Below are 17,466 nucleotides of genomic sequence, written 5' to 3'. Positions count from 1 at the left end.
CTCGGCGCAACGGCCCGCTGGTCAGGGGGCGGCAGCGCACCCCGCCCCGTCCACGCATCGCGGCGTGGGCCCCCGGGGCCAGGACGCGGTCCATCCAGGCGCACGGGTTCGCGGGGCGGCCGACGCGCAGGCGAACCGACCCGCCGTCCTGCTCGAGGAGGATCTCCTCGCCCACGAGCGGCGCGAGCTCGGCCCCCCGCAGCACGACGTTCCGCCGTGGCAGGAGCGGATCGAAGGGCCCGGCACCGAGCTCGTCCGCAATGGCCTCGAGGGCCTCGACGGCGAAGAGCGTGACGGCCGCGTCCATGTGCGCGGCCTTGCCGTAGAACCGGTCGCCGACGAGGCCCTGCCCGGCGACCACCTCGACCTGGTCGGCATCGGTGGTCGTCACCTCGGCCGGACCGTCCTTGGCTCGTCCGAAGTACGCGTGCTCGGGGGAGACGAGCAGGTGCAGGATCTCGACCTGGTACCGATGGCTCGTGCTCACCCACCGAGTCTGCCCCCGTGGGGCGCCCCGGGCCACCGCCGACCAGGACCCCCTCGATGTGGTTCCATCGGCGCGTGAGCATCTCGAACCCCTCCGGCAGCACAGCCCCCGTCGCAGCGACCCCTGGGCCCGGTGCCTTCGCCCCCGTCCGTCACTCCTGGGTCGAGGACGTCGTGGCGACGCTGGTCGGCACCTACCTCGCCGCGCTGGGCGTCGCCCTGCTCGACGCGGGCGGGGCGGTCACGGGGGGGACGGCGGGGCTCTCCCTGCTCCTGGTGTACGCCGCCGGCCTGCCGTTCTGGCTGCTGTTCCTCCTGGTGAACCTGCCCTTCCTGGCCCTGGGGACGTGGCGGCGCGGGTGGGCCTTCGGCACGCGGACCCTGGTCGCGATCGGCCTGGTCGGTGGAGGGGCCGAGGTCCACGCCGGCCTGCTCGACCTCGCGCCCGTGCCCCCGCTCTACGGCGCACTGACCGGCAGCCTGCTCGCCGGGGTGGGGATGCTCATCCTCTTCCGGCACAACGGGAGCATGGGGGGCTTCAACACCCTGGCTCTCATCGTGCAGGACACCTGGGGCGTGCGGGCCGGCTACGTGCAGCTCGGGTGCGACGTGGCGATCATCCTGGCGGCCCTCACCGTGGCGCCCCCGGCCATCGTCGCGGCCTCGGCCCTCGGGGCTGCGCTGCTCAACCTGGTCCTCATCATGAACCACCGGCCCGGGCGCTACCTCGGCAGCTGAGGCACGCCGAGGCCTACGGGCGGGCGGCGAACCTCTCGAGCAGGTCGGCGTGGCCCGAGACGATGAGCAGGTCGTTGGCCGAGATGCGGGTCTCCTCGGTGGCGTACACGAACTCCTCGCCGGGGGGCTTGACCCCGATCACCGTCACGCCGTACTTCTTGCGGATCTGCGACTGGCCGATCGTGAAGCCCTGGGTCTCGTGCGGGGGCCGCATCTTGACGATGGTGAAGCCGTCCTCGACCTCGATGTAGTCGAGCAGCTTCCCCGAGACCAGGTGCGCGACCCGGTTGCCGGCATCCGCCTCGGGCAGGACCACGTGGTGCGCGCCGATCCGCTGCAGGATGCGGGCGTGCTCGACCGAGACGGCCTTGGCCCAGATCTGCGGCACGCCGATGTCCACGAGGTTCCCGGTGATGAGCACGCTCGCCTCGAGGGAGGTGCCGACCCCCACCACCGCGACACGGAAGTCCTTCGCGCCGACCTGCTCGACGGCGTCGGGGTTGGTCAGGTCGGCCTCGATCACGGGCACCCGGCCCGACCAGTACTGCACCAGGTCGGCCGACTTCTCGACCGCGAGCACGTCGTGGCCCAGGCGGTCGAGGGTGTTGGCGATGGCTCCGCCGAACCGGCCGAGCCCGATCACCAGGACCCCCGCGTTCTTGTTCTTGTCCTCAGCCAACGATGGGCCTCTCTTCCGGTAGGCGCACCACGCGCCGACGGTCGCGCAGGGCGAGGGCCCCGGCGAGGGTCATCGGCCCGGTACGGCCGACGAACATCAGGACGGACAGGATGTACTTGGCGCTGCTGGGCAGGTCACCGGTGATGCCGGTGCTCAGCCCGCAGGTCGCGAAGGCGCTGATCGTCTCGAAGAGCACCACGTCGAGGCTCAGCCCGGTGATCTCGAGCAGCACCAGGGTCGCGACCAGCACGATCGTCGCACTCATGAAGGACACGGCGATCGCGACGCGCACGATGTCGTGCTGCAGACGACGGCCGAAGGCCTCCAGGTCGCGGTCGCCGCGGGCCTCGGCGCGGATCGCGAGGAAGAGCACCGCGAGCGTCGTCACCTTGAGCCCACCGGCGGTCGAGGCGCTGCCGCCCCCGACGAACATGAGCGCGTCGGACACGAGCCACGTGGTCTCGTTCATCTCGCTCACGGGGACGGTGCTGAACCCTCCCGACCGGGTGTTGACGCTCGCGAAGACGGTGTTGAGCAGCTTGCTCGACCAGCTGAGGTCGCCGTAGGTCTCGGTGCGGTTCCACTCCGAGGCCCCGATCACCAGGGCGCCCACCACGAGCAGCAGGCTCGAGGTGATCACCGTGAGCTTGGTGTGCAGCGCCCAGCGCCGCGGGGCGCTCCAGGTACGGGCGACGTTGAGGATGACCGGGAAGCCGAGGGAGCCGATGAAGACCCCGGCCATGATCGGCACCTCGATCAACGCGTCCCCCGTGAACGGGACCATCCCCTCGGCGTTGGGCACGAACCCGGCGTTGTTGAAGGCTGAGATCGCGTAGAAGATGCCCCACCAGAACGAGGTGACGGTGTCGTACCCGAGGTAGAGGAACCGGGGGACGAGGACCAGGGCCGCCGCGAGCTCGACCGCGGTCGAGGCGAGGATGACGGTGCGCAGCAGCGTGCCGACCTCGCCGAGCTTGGTCGTGCGCGTCTCCCGGGCGGTCAGCATGCGCTGGGTGAGGCCCATGTGCCTCGAGACGGCGACACCGAGCAAGGAGGCCAGGGTCATCACGCCCAGACCGCCGACCTTGATCCCGACGAGGATGACCGTCTGGCCGAACCCGGACCAGTAGGTGCCGGTGTCGACCGTGACCAGCCCCGTGACGCACACCGCGGAGGTCGCGGTGAAGAGCGCGTCGGCGAAGGGGGCCGACCGCCCGCTCGAGGTGGCCTGCGGGGTGAGCAGCAGGGCCGTGAAGACCGCGATGACGCTCGCGAAGACCGTCAGCGCCAGGCGGGCGGGCGTCTGCCGGGCGACCTGGTCGACCATCTCGCGCGCGACGAGCAAGGGTCGCGGCAGTGCCACCCCGCACCTCCCGCTCTCGCTGCGTCCGACGGTCCCGGTGACCGACGTCCAACTCTGGCACGTCCGCGGCGTAGCGGCCGCCTCCGCGGGCGGCGTGGCCCGCGCGTGGGCCCGACCTCCGGCTACGGTGAGGCATGACCTCGCCGGGCCCGCACCGCACCCGCCTCGTGTGGTCCACGGAGATGCTCGGCTACGACTTCGGTGACGGCCACCCCATGGCGCCGCTGCGCCTGGACCTCACGATGCGTCTGGTGGAGGACCTGGGGCTGACCGCGCTCCCCGGGGTCGAGCTCGTGGGAGCGGCCCCTGCCGCGGACGCCCTCCTCGAGACGGCCCACGCCCCGGGCTACGTCGCCGCCGTCCGCGCCGCCTCGCTGGACGGGACCCTCGACCTGGTGCACGGTCTCGGGACGAGCGACGACCCCGTCTTCCCCGGCATGCACGAGGCCGCGGCCCGGGTGGTGACGGGCAGCGTCGAGGCCGCCCTGGCGGTCTGGCAGGCCGAGGCGGACCACGCGGTCAACCTGACCGGAGGCATGCACCACGCCATGGTCGACCACGCCTCGGGCTTCTGCGTGTACAACGACGCGGTCGCGGCGATCCGCGCGGTGCTCGACGCCGGCGCCGAGCGGGTCGCGTACGTGGACGTCGACGCGCACCACGGGGACGGCGTCGAGCGGGCGTTCTGGGACGACCCGCGGGTGCTCACGGTCTCGGTCCACGAGAGCGGGCACACCCTGTTCCCGGGCACCGGCCACCCGACCGACGTCGGCGGCCCCCACGCGCGAGGCCGGGCCGTCAACGTGGGGCTCCCCTCGGGGACCACCGGGACGCCGTGGCTGCGTGCGGTCGCCGCGGTGGTCGAGCCCCTGGTGCGGACGTTCCGACCCGAGCTGATCGTGAGCCAGCACGGGTGCGACGCGCACGGGGCGGACCCGCTGACGAACCTCGCGGTCTCGGTGGATGCCCAGCGCCACGCGATGGGCATGGTGCACGACCTCGCGCACGAGGTGTGCGAGGGACGCTGGGTCGCGCTGGGGGGCGGCGGCTACGCGGTGGTCGACGTCGTCCCTCGTGCGTGGGCCCACCTCGTGGGGATCGCGACGCACCACCCCGTCGACCCGGCCGCCGCGGTCCCCGAGGCGTGGCTCGAGCACGTCGCCACGGTGCTCGGGGGGCCCGGCCCCGTGACCATGGGGGACGAGGACCTCGTGCTGCCCCGCCCGTGGTCCGAGGGGTACGACCCCGGGGACCTCGTCGACCGCCTCATCATGGCCACCCGCCAGGCGGTCTTCCACCACCACGACCTCGACGCCCTGTACGACTGAGTGCGATCGCACCTCGCAGCCTGGCCCGTACGGGTGATCCTGCCCCGGGCACGAGCGTCCGTCGGGATGTCACACCCTTCACCCCTTTCACTCCAGCACCGTCAGGCCCTAGGGTTGAGCAGCGCTGCGGCAGGGGTCGTGGCGAAAGGAACCGGGCGCGCCTGAGGGTGCGCCCGGACTGGTTCCAGATCGGGGCAGCATGAGCAGTGGGCCGGAGCCGCGGATGCGGTACCTGACCGTCGCCGAGGTGGCTGACACCATGCGCGTGTCCCGGATGACCGTCTACCGCCTCGTCCACGGCGGTGAGATGCCCGCCGTGCGGGTGGGGCGATCCTTCCGCGTCCCGCAGGACGCCCTCGAGGCCTACCTCGCGGCGTCCTCGGTCGAGGGCGAGCAGGGGAGCCAGGGCAACCGCCTGTCCTCCTGACCGCCACCCCCCTGGCGCCGTCGGGCCCGGCGCTCGCTGCCCCCTGGGGCCTCGCTGGCACGGGGAGTCCCCGGACCGGGTAGAGTGAGTGGCGGACTTTCCAAGCGCGTCAGTGGTCCGGTGCTTCCGGCCCGCGGTTCGCGCAGAACCGATCACATTGCGAGGACCCATGGGCTCCGTCATCAAGAAGCGCCGTAAGCGCATGGCCAAGAAGAAGCACCGCAAGCTGCTGCGCAAGACGCGCCACCAGCGTCGCAACAAGAAGTAGTCGTCCGCCCGGTCGTCGGGCGACGCGATGACCTCCGGGCCCGGTACGTGAGTGCCGGGCCCGCGGTGTGTCCGGGCTTCCTCGTAGCGGGGCGGACGCGAGCCTCTACAACGATGTAGGCTCGGGGCGGTCCAGCCACGGTCGGCGTGCCCGCACCGTCCCCGCACCTGGGGAGGAGCTGGCGCGTGTCACCGAGAGGGCGGTCCGATGGCGGCAACCATGCAGGACGTCGCGCAGCGCGCCGGCGTCTCGATCAAGACGGTCTCGAACGTCGTCAACGGCTACCCCTACATCCGCGAGAGCACGCGGCAGCGCGTCCTCGACGCGATCCAGGCGCTCGACTACCAGGTGAACGCGGCAGCACGGAACCTGCGGACGGGGCGCACCGGCATCATCGCCCTCGCCCTGCCCGAGCTGAGCCTGCCGTACTTCGCCGAGCTCGCCGACGCCGTGATCGAGGCGGCCGACGAGCAGGGGCTGACGGTGATCATCGAGCAGCACGGCGGGCGCCGGGAGCGCGAGCTGGACGTGCTCTCCGGGGTGCGGCGGCACCTGACGGACGGGCTCATCTACAGCCCCCTCGCGCTCGGTGAGGGCGACGAGGCCCGCCTCGAGGTCGACTTCCCGCTCGTGCTGCTGGGCGAACGGATCTTCCACGACCCCGTCGACCACGTCACGATGGACAACGTCGAGGCCGCGCGGGCGGCCACGGCGTACCTGCTGGGCCTCGGTCGGCGTCGGATCGCCGTGATCGGGGTGCACCCGGGGGAGGTGGTCGGCTCGGCCGGGCTGCGCCTGACGGGGCATCTCGCCGCCCTCGCCGAGGCCGGGATCCCGCCCGACGACGCCCTGCTGGGACCCGCGGGCCTGTGGCACCGGGCGACGGGGGCCGAGGCCATGGCGTCCATGCTCGACGCGGGGGTCCGCCCCGACGCGGTCTTCGGTCTCAACGACGCCCTGGCCCTCGGTGCGATGCACGAGCTCCAGCTCCGAGGGCTGCGCATCCCGGAGGACGTCGCGGTGATCGGCTTCGACGACATCGACGAAGGTGCGTACGCCAACCCGGGCCTGACGACCGTCGACCCCGGCCGCGAGCAGATCGCCAGGACGGCTGTCGAGATGCTCTCGACCAGGATCGGCAGCCGTGGGGCGACCGCACCGCACCGTGTGGTCGCGGACTACACGATCGTCGTCCGGGGGTCGACCGAGCCCGGTCACGACCGCCCTGCCTGAGCTCGGCGCAGTCCAGTTCCACCAGTTCCGACCCGGGCCTTGACTCCCGATCTACATCGTTGCATTCTTACTTCTGCATCGATGTAGACGCACGGGCTCTCGTCCGGTCGTCTCTCAGCTTCCGGACGGCACGAGCCTCCGGTCGAATCAAGGAGGATTCGCATGCAGGGCATTCGCAGCTCGGCCCGCCGACGCACCGCCGTCGGCGCAGCCGCTCTCGGCGTGATCACCGTGCTCGCCGCGTGCTCGGGCGGGGACGGCGAGGGCGGGGACGGCGGTGGTGGCGGCGGCGGCGGTTCGTCGTCCTGCACGAACTCGATCCCCAACCCCGACGCCGAGCAGGTCAGCGTGTGGGCCTGGTACCCGGCCTTCGAGCAGGTCGTGGACCAGTTCAACGAGACCAACGAGGACGTCCAGATCTGCTGGACGAACGCCGGCCAGGGGGCCGACGAGTACACCGCCTTCTCGACCGCGATCGAGGCGGGCTCCGGCGCGCCCGACGTCATCATGCTCGAGGCCGAGGTCCTCTCGACCTTCACGATCCGTGACGCCCTCGTCGACCTCTCCGAGTACGGGGTGTCCGACCGGGCCGACGAGTTCACCGAGGGCGCGTGGAGCGACGTCAGCAGCGGGGACGCGGTCTACGCGGTCCCGGTCGACGGCGGCCCGATGGGCATGCTCTTCCGTCAGGACATCTTCGACGAGTTCGGCGTCGAGGCCCCCACCACCTGGGAGGAGTTCGCCACGGCCGCCCAGGAGCTCAAGGACGCGGGCTACGAGGGCTACATCACCAACTTCCCGATCAACGGCAACGCCTTCATCCACGCCCTCATGGCGCAGAAGGGCTGGTCGCCGTTCACGTACGACGCCGCGGCGCCGACCGACATCGGCATCGACGTCGCCACCCCGGAGGCCGAGGAGGTCCTCACCTACTGGAACGACCTCATCGAGGCGGACCTGGTGAGCACCGACGAGGCATTCACCGCCGACTACAACACCAGCCTGGTCGACGGCACCTACGCGGTGTACCTGGCCGCGGCCTGGGGGCCGGGATACCTCCAGGGCCTCTCGGACGCCGACGCCGAGGCCACGTGGCGGGCCGCCCCGATCCCGCAGTGGGAGGGTGAGGACCCCACCCAGATCAACTGGGGCGGGTCGACCTTCGCGGTGACCGAGCAGTCCGACAACCCCGAGCTCGCCGCGCAGGTCGCCCAGGAGATCTTCGGCACCGAGGAGGCGTGGGAGATCGGCATCGAGGAGGCCGCACTCTTCCCGCTGTGGCGCCCCGTGCTCGAGTCCGACGACTTCACGAACCGTGAGTACGAGTTCTTCGACGGGCAGCAGATCCAGGCGGACGTCTTCCTCGACGCCGCCGCCGGGTACGAGGGCTTCACCTTCGCCCCGTTCCAGACCTACGTCTACGACCAGCAGACGCAGGTGCTCCAGTCGTTGGTCGAGGGCCAGGCCGCACCGGCCGAGGTGCTGCAGACCTTCGAGGACTCCCTCGTGACGTACGCGAACCAGCAGGGGTTCACCGTCGCCGAGTGACCGTCCCGGGCCGGCCGGACGGCGGACACCACCGCGGTCCGGCCGGCCCACCCCGACCTTCTCCCTGGAGTCGACGATGACCACACAGACCGCGGCAGCCCGCGCCGCGACCCGCCCCCGGCGGACCGCGCCCGCCCGCGGCGGCAGCAACATGGACGCCAAGCGGCAGCGGTGGGGCTGGTTCTTCATCGCCCCGTTCGCGGCGGTGTTCCTGATCTTCCTGGCTGCACCGCTCCTCTACGCGCTGTGGATGAGCCTGCACACCAAGACACTGGCCGGCGGTGAGTCCTTCACCGGGCTGGCCAACTACGCGCAGGCCTTCTCCGACCCGATCTTCCAGGAAGGTCTGCTCAGGGTCGGGCGGTTCGTCCTCGTGATGGTCCCGATCCAGATCACGGTCGCCCTCGTCGCCGCCCTCGTGCTCGACACGTTGGCGACCCGCCTGTCGAAGTTCTCCCGGCTGATGATCTTCGCCCCGTACGCGATCCCGGGCATGATCGGTGCCCTCATGTGGGGCTTCCTCTACAGCCCGCGGTTCGGCCCGGCGGCGGACATCTTCGGGCTCTTCGGTGCTGACGCACCGCGCTTCCTGTCCGAGAGCCTGATCTTCGGCAGCCTGGTCAACATCGTGACCTGGCAGTGGGCCGGCTACTACATGATCATCATCTTCGCGGCCCTGCGCGGCATCGAGACGAGCATCTACGAAGCCGCCCGGATCGACGGAGCCTCTGGCTTCCAGATCGCGACCCGCATCAAGGTGCCGATGATCTCCTCGGCCCTGGTCATGGTGGTGATCTTCTCGCTGATCGGCACGCTCCAGTTCTTCACCGAGCCGGCCATCCTGCGTGGTGTGGCACCCGGGGCGATCCCCGCGGACTACACGCCCAACATGTACGCGTTCTCGCTGGCCTTCGCCTACAGCCAGTTCAACTACGCCTCGACGATCGCCTTCGCCCTCGGCGTCGTCGTCTTCATCTTCTCGTACGTCTTCCTGCACCTGACGCGCAAGCAGAGCGGACTCAAGTGATGGCCAGCCTCACGACCGCCGGCGGCAGTGCCGCGGCCCCGCAGACCACGACCAAGTACCGGCACCAGAAGACCGGGGGGCCCGTCCGTTCCCGGATCGGCTCGCACCTGTTCCTCCTGGCCCTGGTCCTCTACTTCATCACCCCGCTGTGGTGGCTGATGGTCGCGAGCACCAAGAGCAACTCGGGCCTCTTCACGGGGTCGGGCGGACCGCTCTGGTTCGACGACGAGTTCCACCTCATCCAGAACATCCGGGACCTGAGCACCCACCAGGGCGGCATCTACTGGACGTGGCTGGGCAACTCCTTCCTCTACGCCCTGTCGGCGGGGGTCGGGGCGACGGCCTTCGCCGTCCTGGCCGGGTACGGGTTCGCCAAGTACCGGTTCCGCGGCCGCAACGCGTCGTTCGCGCTGCTGCTCGGCTCGGTCATGGTGCCGCTCACGGCCCTGGTCATCCCCACCTTCGTGCTGCTCAGCGAGTTCCAGCTGGTCAACACCCGGTGGGCGGTGATCCTGCCGTCCTTGCTGAGCCCGCTAGGCGTGTACCTGATCCGGGTCTATGCGCAGGACGTCGTGCCCGACGAGCTGCTCGACGCGGGCCGGGTGGACGGCGCGGGTGAGCTGCGGCTCTTCGTCCAGGTCGCCCTGCCGCTGCTGCGCCCCGCGATCGTCACGGTGCTGCTGCTGTCCGTCGTGGCGACCTGGAACAACTACTTCCTCGCCCTGGCGATGCTGCGCAGCCCGAACCTCCTGCCGATCACCGTCGGCCTGGACAACTGGCAGTCCCTCTCGAACGCGGGGGCCGGGGGCGAGCAGGTGTGGAACCTCATCGTCACGGGCGCCTTCGTCTCGATCCTCCCCCTGATCATCGCCTTCCTCGCGCTGCAGCGGTACTGGCAGGGCGGGCTCGCCCTCGGCGCGCTCAAGTAGCCCTCGAGCGCCCGGCCGGCCCAGCCGCCAGGCACGACCCGCCACCTCGGCGGCCACCCGCACCTCACCGATCCTGACCAGGAGACCTCGATGCCTCATGCCCGCGTGATCCTCAACCCGGCCTTCACGGTGGCCCCCGTGCGACGCCGCACCTTCGGCACCTTCGTCGAGCACCTCGGCCGGTGCGTCTACACCGGCATCCACGACCCGGGTCACCCCACCGCGGACGAGGACGGGTTCCGCGGGGACGTCATCGAGCACGTCCGCGAGCTCGGCATCAGCACCGTGCGCTACCCGGGAGGCAACTTCGTCTCCGGGTACCGCTGGGAGGACGGGATCGGTCCGGTCGAGGAGCGCCCCGCCCGCCTGGACCTCGCGTGGCACAGCACCGAGCCCAACACCGTGGGTGTCGACGAGTTCATGCGGTGGTGCGCCAAGGCCGACGTCGAGCCGATGATGGCGGTCAACCTCGGCACCCGCGGCGTGCAGGAGGCCCTCGACCTGCTCGAGTACTGCAACGTCGAGGGCGGCACCGCGTGGTCGGACCTGCGGCGCAAGAACGGCGCGACCGACCCCTACGGCATCCGCATGTGGTGCCTGGGCAACGAGATGGACGGCCCCTGGCAGATCGGCCACAAGACCGCGGCCGAGTACGGGCGGGTCGCGGCCGAGACGGCGCGCGCGATGCGGATGGTGGACCCGGGGCTCGAGCTCGTGGCCTGCGGCAGCTCGAGCTCGGCGATGCCGACCTTCGGCGAGTGGGAGCGCACCGTCCTCACCGAGGCCTACGAGCACGTCGACCTGATCTCGGCCCACGCGTACTACTTCGAGAAGGACGGCGACCTCGCCAGCTTCCTCGCCTCGGCCCTCAACATGGACGCCTTCATCGAGGACGTCGTGGCCACCGCTGACGCGGTCCGCGCGGTCAACCGCTCGAGCAAGCGGATCGGCATCTCCTTCGACGAGTGGAACGTCTGGTACCAGGACGCTGCCCCGTCGGTGCCCCCGAAGGACAGCTGGCCGGTGGCCCCGCCGCTGCTCGAGGACCACTACAACCTGGCCGATGCCGTCGTCGTGGGGAACCTGCTCATCTCGCTGCTGCGGCACTCGGACCGGGTGCTCTCCGCGAGCCTCGCGCAGCTCGTCAACGTGATCGCACCGATCATGACCGAGCCGGGTGGGCGCATCTGGAAGCAGACGACGTACCACCCCTTCGCGCTGACCTCGCGGTACGCCGTGGGAGAGGTGCTGCGGGTCGAGCTCGCGACACCGAGCCACCAGACCGCGACCTACGGGGACACCCCCCTGGTCGACGCCGTGGCCACCCACGACGCCGAGACCGGCGCCGTCGCGACCTTCCTGGTGAACCGGTCGACCAGCGAGGCGGTGACCGTCGAGCTCGACCTGCGTGCCTTCGGTGGTGCCGAGGTGGTCGAGGCCCTGACCATGGCCGGGGACGACCCCTATGCCCGCTCGACGGTCGAGGACGACACCTCCCTGGCGCCCCGGCCCGTCACAGCTACCCGCGACGGGGACCTCGTCCGGCTCGAGCTGCCGCCGGTGTCGTGGTCGGTGCTGCGCCTGGCCACCGCGGCCGGTCCCGGGGCCGCGTGACCGGCGGCGTCGTGAACCTCCGCCGGGACCGCCGTCGCCTCCTCCTCCTGGCGACGGCGGCCCTGGCGGCCGTGGTGCTGGTCGGGCTGGTCCTGGTCCTCGGTCCGGGCCGGGCCGACCGGGGCCCGACGGCCCTGGACCTCAGCGGGGACCTCGACGTTCACGACCCCGCCCTCGTCGCCGGCGCGGGCGAGGAGCCGTGGTTCGTCCTGTCCACGGGGGACCACACCCGGGGCGACGGCTCGATCCAGGTCCGGCGCTCGCAGGACTCCGGGCGCACCTGGGCCGATGCGGGCTTCGTGTGGGACGAGGCGAACCGACCGGCGTGGACCGACGACGCCGTGCCGGGGGTCGAGAACTTCTGGGCCCCCGAGGTCTACGAGCACGACGGCACGTTCTACCTCTACTACTCGGCGTCGACCTTCGGGTCCAACCGCTCGGCGATCGGTCTCTACACGGCCACGACCCTCGACCCCGAGGCCCCGGACGCCGGTTGGGTCGACCAGGGCGAGGTCATCTCCTCCGAGCCGGGGCGGGACGACTGGAACGCGATCGACCCGGGGATCGTGGAGGACGCCGACGGCACGCCGTGGATGGCGTTCGGCTCCTTCTGGGGTGGCATCCAGATGATCGAGCTGGCGTGGCCCGAGGGCATGCCGGCCGACCCGGCGGCCGAGCCCGTGACGATCGCCTCACGCGGGGCGCCGCCCAACGCGATCGAGGCCCCGTACCTCGTCGAGCGCGACGGCTGGTACTACCTCTTCGTGTCCAAGGACTCGTGCTGCCGCGGGACGGACAGCACCTACAACGCCGTCGTGGGACGCTCACGGGAGGTCACGGGCCCGTACGTCGACGCCGAGGGCCGCTCGATGCTCGAGGACGGCGGGACGCCGCTGCTCGAGACCCAGGGGTGGATGGTCGGCCCCGGCGGGCAGTCGGTGTCGAGGGACCACCTGGCCTTCCACTACTACGACGCGCGGGACGGCGGGCAGTTCCGGCTCGCGATCCACGAGATCGACTGGCAGGACGGCTGGCCCACGGTCCGCATCGACGCTGAGGGCTGAGGAAGGTCTGGTGCCCGGAGGGGCCCCTCAGCCCCTGAGCCCTCGCAGCGCCGCGCGCAGCACCAGCCCCGCGACCCAGGCCACCCCCGCGAAGCTCGCCGCGTGCATGCTGCGCCGTGCCGCGACCCGCCGTCGCCCTCGGAACTCCCGCGCGGGCCATCCGACGGCGTTGGCGTGCCGACGCAGACGTCCGTCGGGGTTGATCGCCACGGGGTGGCCCACGGCCGAGAGGATCGGCACGTCGTGGGTCGAGTCGCCGTACGCGTAGCAGGTCTCGAGGTCGAGGCCCTCGGTCCGGGCCAGCTCGGCGATCGCCTCGGCCTTGGCCCTGCCGTGCAGCATGTCCCCGACGAGCCTGCCGGTGTAGAAGCCGTCGACGTGCTCGGCGACCGTGCCCAGCGCCCCGGTCACCCCGAGGCGTCGGCCGATGAGCTCACCGATCTCGACCGGGCTCGCGGTGATGATCCAGACCTGGTGCCCGGCCTCGAGGTGCTCGTGCAGCAGGGCCTGGGTGCCGGGGAAGATCCGCAGCGAGAGGACCTCGTCCCAGACCTCCTCGCCGATCGCCGTGATCTCGGCCACCGAGCGGCCCGCGACGATCGACAGGGCGCGGGACCGCACGGTGTCGATCTGCCGGAGGCTCTCGCCGAAGAGCAGGTAGCGGGACTGGTGGAAGCCGAAGCGCACCAGGTCCCACGTCCTGAAGAACCCGCGTCGGCGCAGGCCGACGGCCAGGTGGAAGGCGCTGGCCCCCCGGATGATCGTGTTGTCCAGGTCGAAGAAGGCCGCGGTGCGGGCAGGGGGCGGTACGGCGTGCGTCGCCTCGACCGCTGCTCGGGCGGAGACCTTGACGGGCACGCCGCTCTGGCTGGGTTTCGGCTCGGCCACGTCGTCACTGTAACCATCCCCGTAGGGTTGGACCTATGGAGCGCGACGCAGGAGTCCGGGCTGATCGGCTGGTGCTCTACGTCCGCACCGGCTGCCACCTGTGCGCCGAGGCCCGGCAGGTGCTCGCCGAGGTGACCGCCGAGCTGGGCACGGGCTGGTGCGAGGTCGACATCGACCAGCACGAGGACGCCGAACGGCTCGCCGAGCTCTACGGCGAGCTGGTTCCCGTGGTCATCGTGGACGGCGTGCAGCAGGGGTACTGGCGGATCGACGGGGCCCGGGTGCGCCGGGCGCTGGCCGGGCCGGCATGACCCCACGCCCCGTGCCGCGCTCGACCGTCGCGCGGCTGCCGATCTACCTGCGCGCCCTCGAGGAGCTGACCGCGCAGGGGGTGACGACCACCTCCTCGGGCCAGCTGGCCGAGCTCGCCGGGGTGGGGCCCGCCCAGCTGCGCCGCGACCTGTCCTTCCTGGGGTCCCACGGCGTGCGAGGCGTGGGGTACGACGTCGAGCACCTCTACGAGCAGGTCGCCGGCGCCCTGGGGGTCACGGTGGACCTCGCCGTGGTGATCGTCGGGGTCGGCAACCTGGGCCACGCCCTCGCCAACTACGTGGCCGGGACCGGGCAGGGGTTCCGTGTGGTGGCGCTGGTCGACGCCGACCCGACGGTGATCGGGACGGTCGTCGCCGGGCTCGAGGTCGAGGACGTCGCGCGGCTCGAGGAGGTCGTCCGCCGGGAGCGGGCCACGGTCGCCGTCCTGGCGATCCCCTCGGCGGTCGCGCAGGAGGTGTGCGACCGGTTGGTCGAGGCGGGGGTCACGGGCATCCTGACCTTCGTGCCGCGGGTGCTCCAGGTCCCCGAGGGGGTCGACCTGCGGTCGGTGGACCTCGGGACGGAGCTGCAGATCCTGGCCTTCCACGAGCAGCGCAAGGCGGCGCTGCGCGGCTGAGCGCCACGAGCGCTTGGCTGCTGAGCGCCGCCGGGCAGCACGACGCCGCCGGCACCCGAGGGTGCCGGCGGCGTGCGCCCCGTGGCCGCAGGGGGGCTAGGGCCACGGAGTCCGGGGGGAGCTCAGGCCTGCTTGATGGCCGAGACCTCGATGGTGATCTTCACGGTGTCGCCGACCAGCACGCCACCGGTCTCGAGGGCGGCGTTCCAGGTGAGGCCGAAGTCCTTGCGAGAGATCTCGGTCGTGGCCGAGTAGCCGGCGCGGGCGTTGCCGAAGGGGTCGGTCGCGGTGCCGCCGAACTCGGTCTTCAGGGTGACCGGGCGGGTCACGCCGTGGATGGTGAGGTCTCCCTCGATGGCGTAGTCCTCGCCGTCCGCGGTGATCGTGGTCGAGGCGAAGGTCCAGGTGGGGTGGTTCTCGACGTCGAAGAAGTCGGCGCTCTTGAGGTGACCGTCGCGGTTCGCGTCGCGGGTGTCGATCGAGCTGGCGTCGAGGGCTGCGGTGACCGAGGTGACCGTGAGGTCCTCGCCCACGAGGATGGTGCCCTCGGTGATGGCGACGGTGCCGCGGACCTTGGCGATCCCGGCGTGGCGGACGGAGAAGGAGGCCTCGGAGTGCGAGGCGTCGACGGCCCAGGTGCCGCTCGTGAGGCCGGTGGGCAGGGTGGTGGTGGTCATGGTGGCTCCCTTGGTGAGGCTGACCCGCGGTGGGCCGTGTGGTTGAACGCTCAAGCAACGTATAGTTGAGATTTCTACTACACTCCACCCCGGGACGCAACCCCCTGCCCACGACCTCTGTCGTGCAGGTCGGAGTCCCGGCCGAGGACAGGTCCCACGTCGGGGGCCGGGCATGAAGGAGACTGGGACCATGACGAGCACGAGCAGCCAGCCCGCCGAGGCCATCGTCGAGGCCGACGCCGAGCCCCGCTGGCTCACCCCCGCGCAGCACGTGCACTGGCGCGCCTACCTGCTCGGCAGCGCTCGACTGAACGAGGCCCTGACCCGTCAGCTCGAGGCCGAGGCGGGCCTCTCGCTGAGCGAGTACGAGATCCTCGTGCGCCTCTCGGAGGTCCCCGGGCGCACCGTGCGGATGTCCGAGCTCGCCGACGCCCTGGTGTTCTCGCGCAGCCGCCTCACGCACACCGTCACCCGTCTCGAGCGGCGCGGCCTGGTCGAGCGACGCACCTGCGCCGCTGACGGCCGCGGCGTCAACTGCGTGATGACCGACGAGGGCTTCGCCCTGCTCCGCGACGCCGCCCCGGGGCACGTTCGTGCCGTCCGGGCGCACCTGCTCGACCTGCTCACCGACGAGCAGTTCGCCGTGCTCGGCGAGGCCATGGCTGCCGTCGTCCGCGGCCCTGCGGGCATCGAGGGGGACTGCAAGGGGCAGCCCTCCGCGTGACCCCGTCGGGCCCACGACCTGCGCGATGAGGAACCACGCGCCGCGGTGAGCGAGACTGGTGCCATGGCCACCACGACCGTCCACCTGATGCGCCACGGCGAGGTGCACAACCCCGAGGGCGTCCTGTACGGCCGGATCCCCGGCTACCGGCTCTCCGAGCGTGGCATCGCGATGGCCGAGCGCATCGCGGCGCACCTCTCGGGCGCCGGTCCCGCAGGGGAGCCGCGCCGCGACGTCGTGCACGTCGTGGCCTCGCCCCTGCAGCGCGCCCAGGAGACCGCGACCCCCATCGCGGCGGCCTTCGGGCTCGGGCTCGGGACCGACGAGCGCCTGCTCGAGGCCGAGAACCACTTCGAGGGCATGACCTTCGGGGTGGGCGACGGCTCCCTGCGCCGCCCTGCGCACTGGCGCTACCTGTGGAACCCGCTGCGCCCTTCCTGGGGAGAGCCCTACCGGCAGCAGGTGGCACGCATGCTCGCCGGAGTCCACGCCGCCCGCGAGGCCGCCGAGGGCCACGAGGCGGTGGTCGTGAGCCACCAGCTGCCGATCTGGGTCACCCGGCAGTCCCTCGAGGGCAAGCGCCTGTGGCACGACCCGCGCCGTCGCGAGTGCTCGGTCGCCTCCCTCACGAGCCTGCACTTCGACGGCAGCCGCCTCACCGGGGTGACCTACAGCGAGCCGGCCGGGGACCTGCTGCCCGACGGCCCGACCGTGCCGGGGGCATGACCGTGCGGTTCGCCGCAGCCGTCGGCGCGGGGGTCCTGGCCCTGACGCTCACCGCGTGCTCCTCCGGCGTCGGCGGCGGCTGGACCGAGGGCGGTGCCCAGGCGGGCTACGTCTCGGGGGACAGCTCGGTCACGACCTGGGACGTCGGGGACCGGACCGGGCCCGTCGAGGTCACCGGCACCGCCTACGACGGCCAGGAGATCTCGGTCGCCGACTGGCGCGGCGACGTCGTCGTGCTCAACACCTGGTACGCCGAGTGCCCGCCGTGCCGTGCCGAGGCCCCGGACCTGGTGGAGCTGGCCGACGACTACGCCGACCGGGGCGTGCGCCTGCTGGGCATCAACTCGACGGACGCGGCCGGTGCGGCGCAGTCCTTCGAGCGCACCTTCGACGTGCCGTACCCGAGCCTGGAGGACACCCGAGGGGCCGCGGTGGCCGCGCTCCAGGGCACCGTGCCGATCCAGGCGGTGCCCACCACGGTGGTGCTGGACCGGGAGGGCAACGTCTACGCCCGGGTGCTCGGCCAGGCCGACGGCAGCACGCTGCGCGCCCTGGTCGACGACGCCCTCGCCGAGCAGGCCGGCTCCGCGTGATCCTCGGTCTGGCCGACACCTTCCAGCAGACGGTGCTGAGCGGCTCGATGCTGCTCGCGATCCCGGTCGCGCTGATCGCCGGGCTGGTCTCCTTCGCCTCGCCCTGCGTGCTGCCCCTCGTCCCGGGCTACCTCGGCTACGTGACCGGCATGGCCGGCGGACCCCGCCCGGCGGCCCTGGCAGGGGCGGGCGCGCAGGCGGGGGC

Annotated in this window: 21 protein-coding genes; 16 read left to right on the top strand and 5 right to left on the bottom strand. The window is 71.8% G+C overall.

The window, feature by feature from the left end; all coding sequences use genetic code 11:
* Window positions 1–487 (bottom strand): MOSC domain-containing protein (locus L0B03_RS04540; protein WP_250444443.1); only part of this gene is annotated, 487 nt, incomplete at its 3' end.
* Window positions 488–561: 74 nt separating this feature from the next.
* Between L0B03_RS04540 and L0B03_RS04535 the strand changes: the two genes are divergently transcribed.
* Window positions 562–1,224, top strand: coding sequence for a YitT family protein (locus tag L0B03_RS04535; RefSeq protein ID WP_250444442.1), 663 nt, complete (start codon window positions 562–564; stop codon window positions 1,222–1,224).
* 13 nt (window positions 1,225–1,237) lie between these two features.
* On the opposite strand, the gene L0B03_RS04530 is transcribed toward L0B03_RS04535, so the two are convergent.
* Window positions 1,238–1,903 (bottom strand): TrkA family potassium uptake protein, encoded by a 666-nt coding sequence (locus tag L0B03_RS04530; RefSeq protein WP_250444441.1) that lies wholly within the window; start codon window positions 1,901–1,903, stop codon window positions 1,238–1,240.
* Complete coding sequence (locus tag L0B03_RS04525; protein WP_250444446.1) at window positions 1,896–3,230, bottom strand: TrkH family potassium uptake protein; 1,335 nt, start codon at window positions 3,228–3,230, stop codon at window positions 1,896–1,898. The genes L0B03_RS04530 and L0B03_RS04525 overlap by 8 nt, the downstream gene beginning before the upstream one ends.
* Before the next feature lie 170 nt (window positions 3,231–3,400).
* On the opposite strand from L0B03_RS04525, the gene L0B03_RS04520 reads away from it, so the two are divergent.
* The 9 genes from L0B03_RS04520 (at window position 3,401) to L0B03_RS04480 (ending at window position 12,704) form a co-directional block, all read left to right on the top strand.
* Window positions 3,401–4,594, top strand: coding sequence for an acetoin utilization protein AcuC (locus L0B03_RS04520; protein ID WP_250444440.1), 1,194 nt, complete (start codon window positions 3,401–3,403; stop codon window positions 4,592–4,594).
* Between the two features lie 199 nt (window positions 4,595–4,793).
* Window positions 4,794–5,021: a helix-turn-helix domain-containing protein gene (locus L0B03_RS04515; protein ID WP_250444439.1), complete on the top strand. Its 228-nt coding sequence runs from the start codon at window positions 4,794–4,796 to the stop codon at window positions 5,019–5,021.
* Window positions 5,022–5,190: 169 nt separating this feature from the next.
* Complete coding sequence (locus tag L0B03_RS04510) at window positions 5,191–5,289, top strand: 30S ribosomal protein bS22 (RefSeq protein WP_003792170.1); 99 nt, start codon at window positions 5,191–5,193, stop codon at window positions 5,287–5,289.
* Between the two features lie 207 nt (window positions 5,290–5,496).
* Window positions 5,497–6,522, top strand: a complete 1,026-nt coding sequence (locus L0B03_RS04505; protein WP_250444438.1) for a LacI family DNA-binding transcriptional regulator — start codon at window positions 5,497–5,499, stop codon at window positions 6,520–6,522.
* A gap of 162 nt (window positions 6,523–6,684) precedes the next feature.
* Window positions 6,685–8,070 carry an ABC transporter substrate-binding protein gene (locus L0B03_RS04500; RefSeq protein ID WP_250444437.1) on the top strand — a complete coding sequence of 462 codons (1,386 nt, stop codon included), beginning with the start codon at window positions 6,685–6,687 and terminating at the stop codon, window positions 8,068–8,070.
* 76 nt (window positions 8,071–8,146) lie between these two features.
* Window positions 8,147–9,097 carry a carbohydrate ABC transporter permease gene (locus L0B03_RS04495; RefSeq protein WP_250444436.1) on the top strand — a complete coding sequence of 317 codons (951 nt, stop codon included), beginning with the start codon at window positions 8,147–8,149 and terminating at the stop codon, window positions 9,095–9,097.
* The gene (locus tag L0B03_RS04490; protein ID WP_250444435.1) at window positions 9,097–10,026 is read left to right on the top strand and encodes a carbohydrate ABC transporter permease; all 930 of its coding nucleotides are present in this window, start codon (window positions 9,097–9,099) and stop codon (window positions 10,024–10,026) included. The genes L0B03_RS04495 and L0B03_RS04490 overlap by 1 nt, the downstream gene beginning before the upstream one ends.
* A 90-nt stretch (window positions 10,027–10,116) precedes the next feature.
* A complete protein-coding gene (locus L0B03_RS04485) occupies window positions 10,117–11,640 on the top strand; it encodes an alpha-N-arabinofuranosidase (RefSeq protein WP_250444434.1) in 1,524 nt (507 codons plus the stop codon).
* 11 nt (window positions 11,641–11,651) lie between these two features.
* Window positions 11,652–12,704: an arabinan endo-1,5-alpha-L-arabinosidase gene (locus tag L0B03_RS04480; RefSeq protein WP_250444433.1), complete on the top strand. Its 1,053-nt coding sequence runs from the start codon at window positions 11,652–11,654 to the stop codon at window positions 12,702–12,704.
* A gap of 27 nt (window positions 12,705–12,731) precedes the next feature.
* On the opposite strand, the gene L0B03_RS04475 is transcribed toward L0B03_RS04480, so the two are convergent.
* The gene (locus L0B03_RS04475) at window positions 12,732–13,592 is read right to left on the bottom strand and encodes an HAD-IB family hydrolase (RefSeq protein WP_308199996.1); all 861 of its coding nucleotides are present in this window, start codon (window positions 13,590–13,592) and stop codon (window positions 12,732–12,734) included.
* A gap of 35 nt (window positions 13,593–13,627) precedes the next feature.
* Between L0B03_RS04475 and L0B03_RS04470 the strand changes: the two genes are divergently transcribed.
* On the top strand, window positions 13,628–13,903 hold the full coding sequence (locus L0B03_RS04470) for a glutaredoxin family protein (RefSeq protein WP_250444432.1): 276 nt from the start codon (window positions 13,628–13,630) through the stop codon (window positions 13,901–13,903).
* A complete protein-coding gene (locus tag L0B03_RS04465) occupies window positions 13,900–14,541 on the top strand; it encodes a redox-sensing transcriptional repressor Rex (protein ID WP_250444431.1) in 642 nt (213 codons plus the stop codon). Before L0B03_RS04470 ends, L0B03_RS04465 begins: the two co-directional genes overlap by 4 nt.
* A gap of 122 nt (window positions 14,542–14,663) precedes the next feature.
* On the opposite strand, the gene L0B03_RS04460 is transcribed toward L0B03_RS04465, so the two are convergent.
* A complete protein-coding gene (locus L0B03_RS04460) occupies window positions 14,664–15,218 on the bottom strand; it encodes a YceI family protein (RefSeq protein WP_250444430.1) in 555 nt (184 codons plus the stop codon).
* 190 nt (window positions 15,219–15,408) lie between these two features.
* Here L0B03_RS04460 and L0B03_RS04455 point away from each other — a divergent pair, with 190 nt between their 5' ends.
* From L0B03_RS04455 to L0B03_RS04440, 4 genes are all read left to right on the top strand, one after another.
* Entirely contained in the window at window positions 15,409–15,942 is a 534-nt protein-coding gene (locus tag L0B03_RS04455) for a MarR family winged helix-turn-helix transcriptional regulator (RefSeq protein WP_250444429.1), read from the top strand.
* Window positions 15,943–16,005: 63 nt separating this feature from the next.
* Window positions 16,006–16,668: a histidine phosphatase family protein gene (locus L0B03_RS04450; RefSeq protein WP_250444428.1), complete on the top strand. Its 663-nt coding sequence runs from the start codon at window positions 16,006–16,008 to the stop codon at window positions 16,666–16,668.
* The gene (locus tag L0B03_RS04445; RefSeq protein WP_250444427.1) at window positions 16,665–17,261 is read left to right on the top strand and encodes a TlpA disulfide reductase family protein; all 597 of its coding nucleotides are present in this window, start codon (window positions 16,665–16,667) and stop codon (window positions 17,259–17,261) included. The genes L0B03_RS04450 and L0B03_RS04445 overlap by 4 nt, the downstream gene beginning before the upstream one ends.
* Before the next feature lie 47 nt (window positions 17,262–17,308).
* Window positions 17,309–17,466 (top strand): cytochrome c biogenesis protein CcdA (locus L0B03_RS04440; protein WP_250444444.1); only part of this gene is annotated, 158 nt, incomplete at its 3' end.

This window comes from Actinotalea sp. C106, from assembly GCF_023630195.1.
GTDB lineage: Bacteria > Actinomycetota > Actinomycetes > Actinomycetales > Cellulomonadaceae > Actinotalea.
Note: the sequence above shows the minus strand (reverse complement) of the source record. Positions and strands in the feature narration are given on the sequence as shown.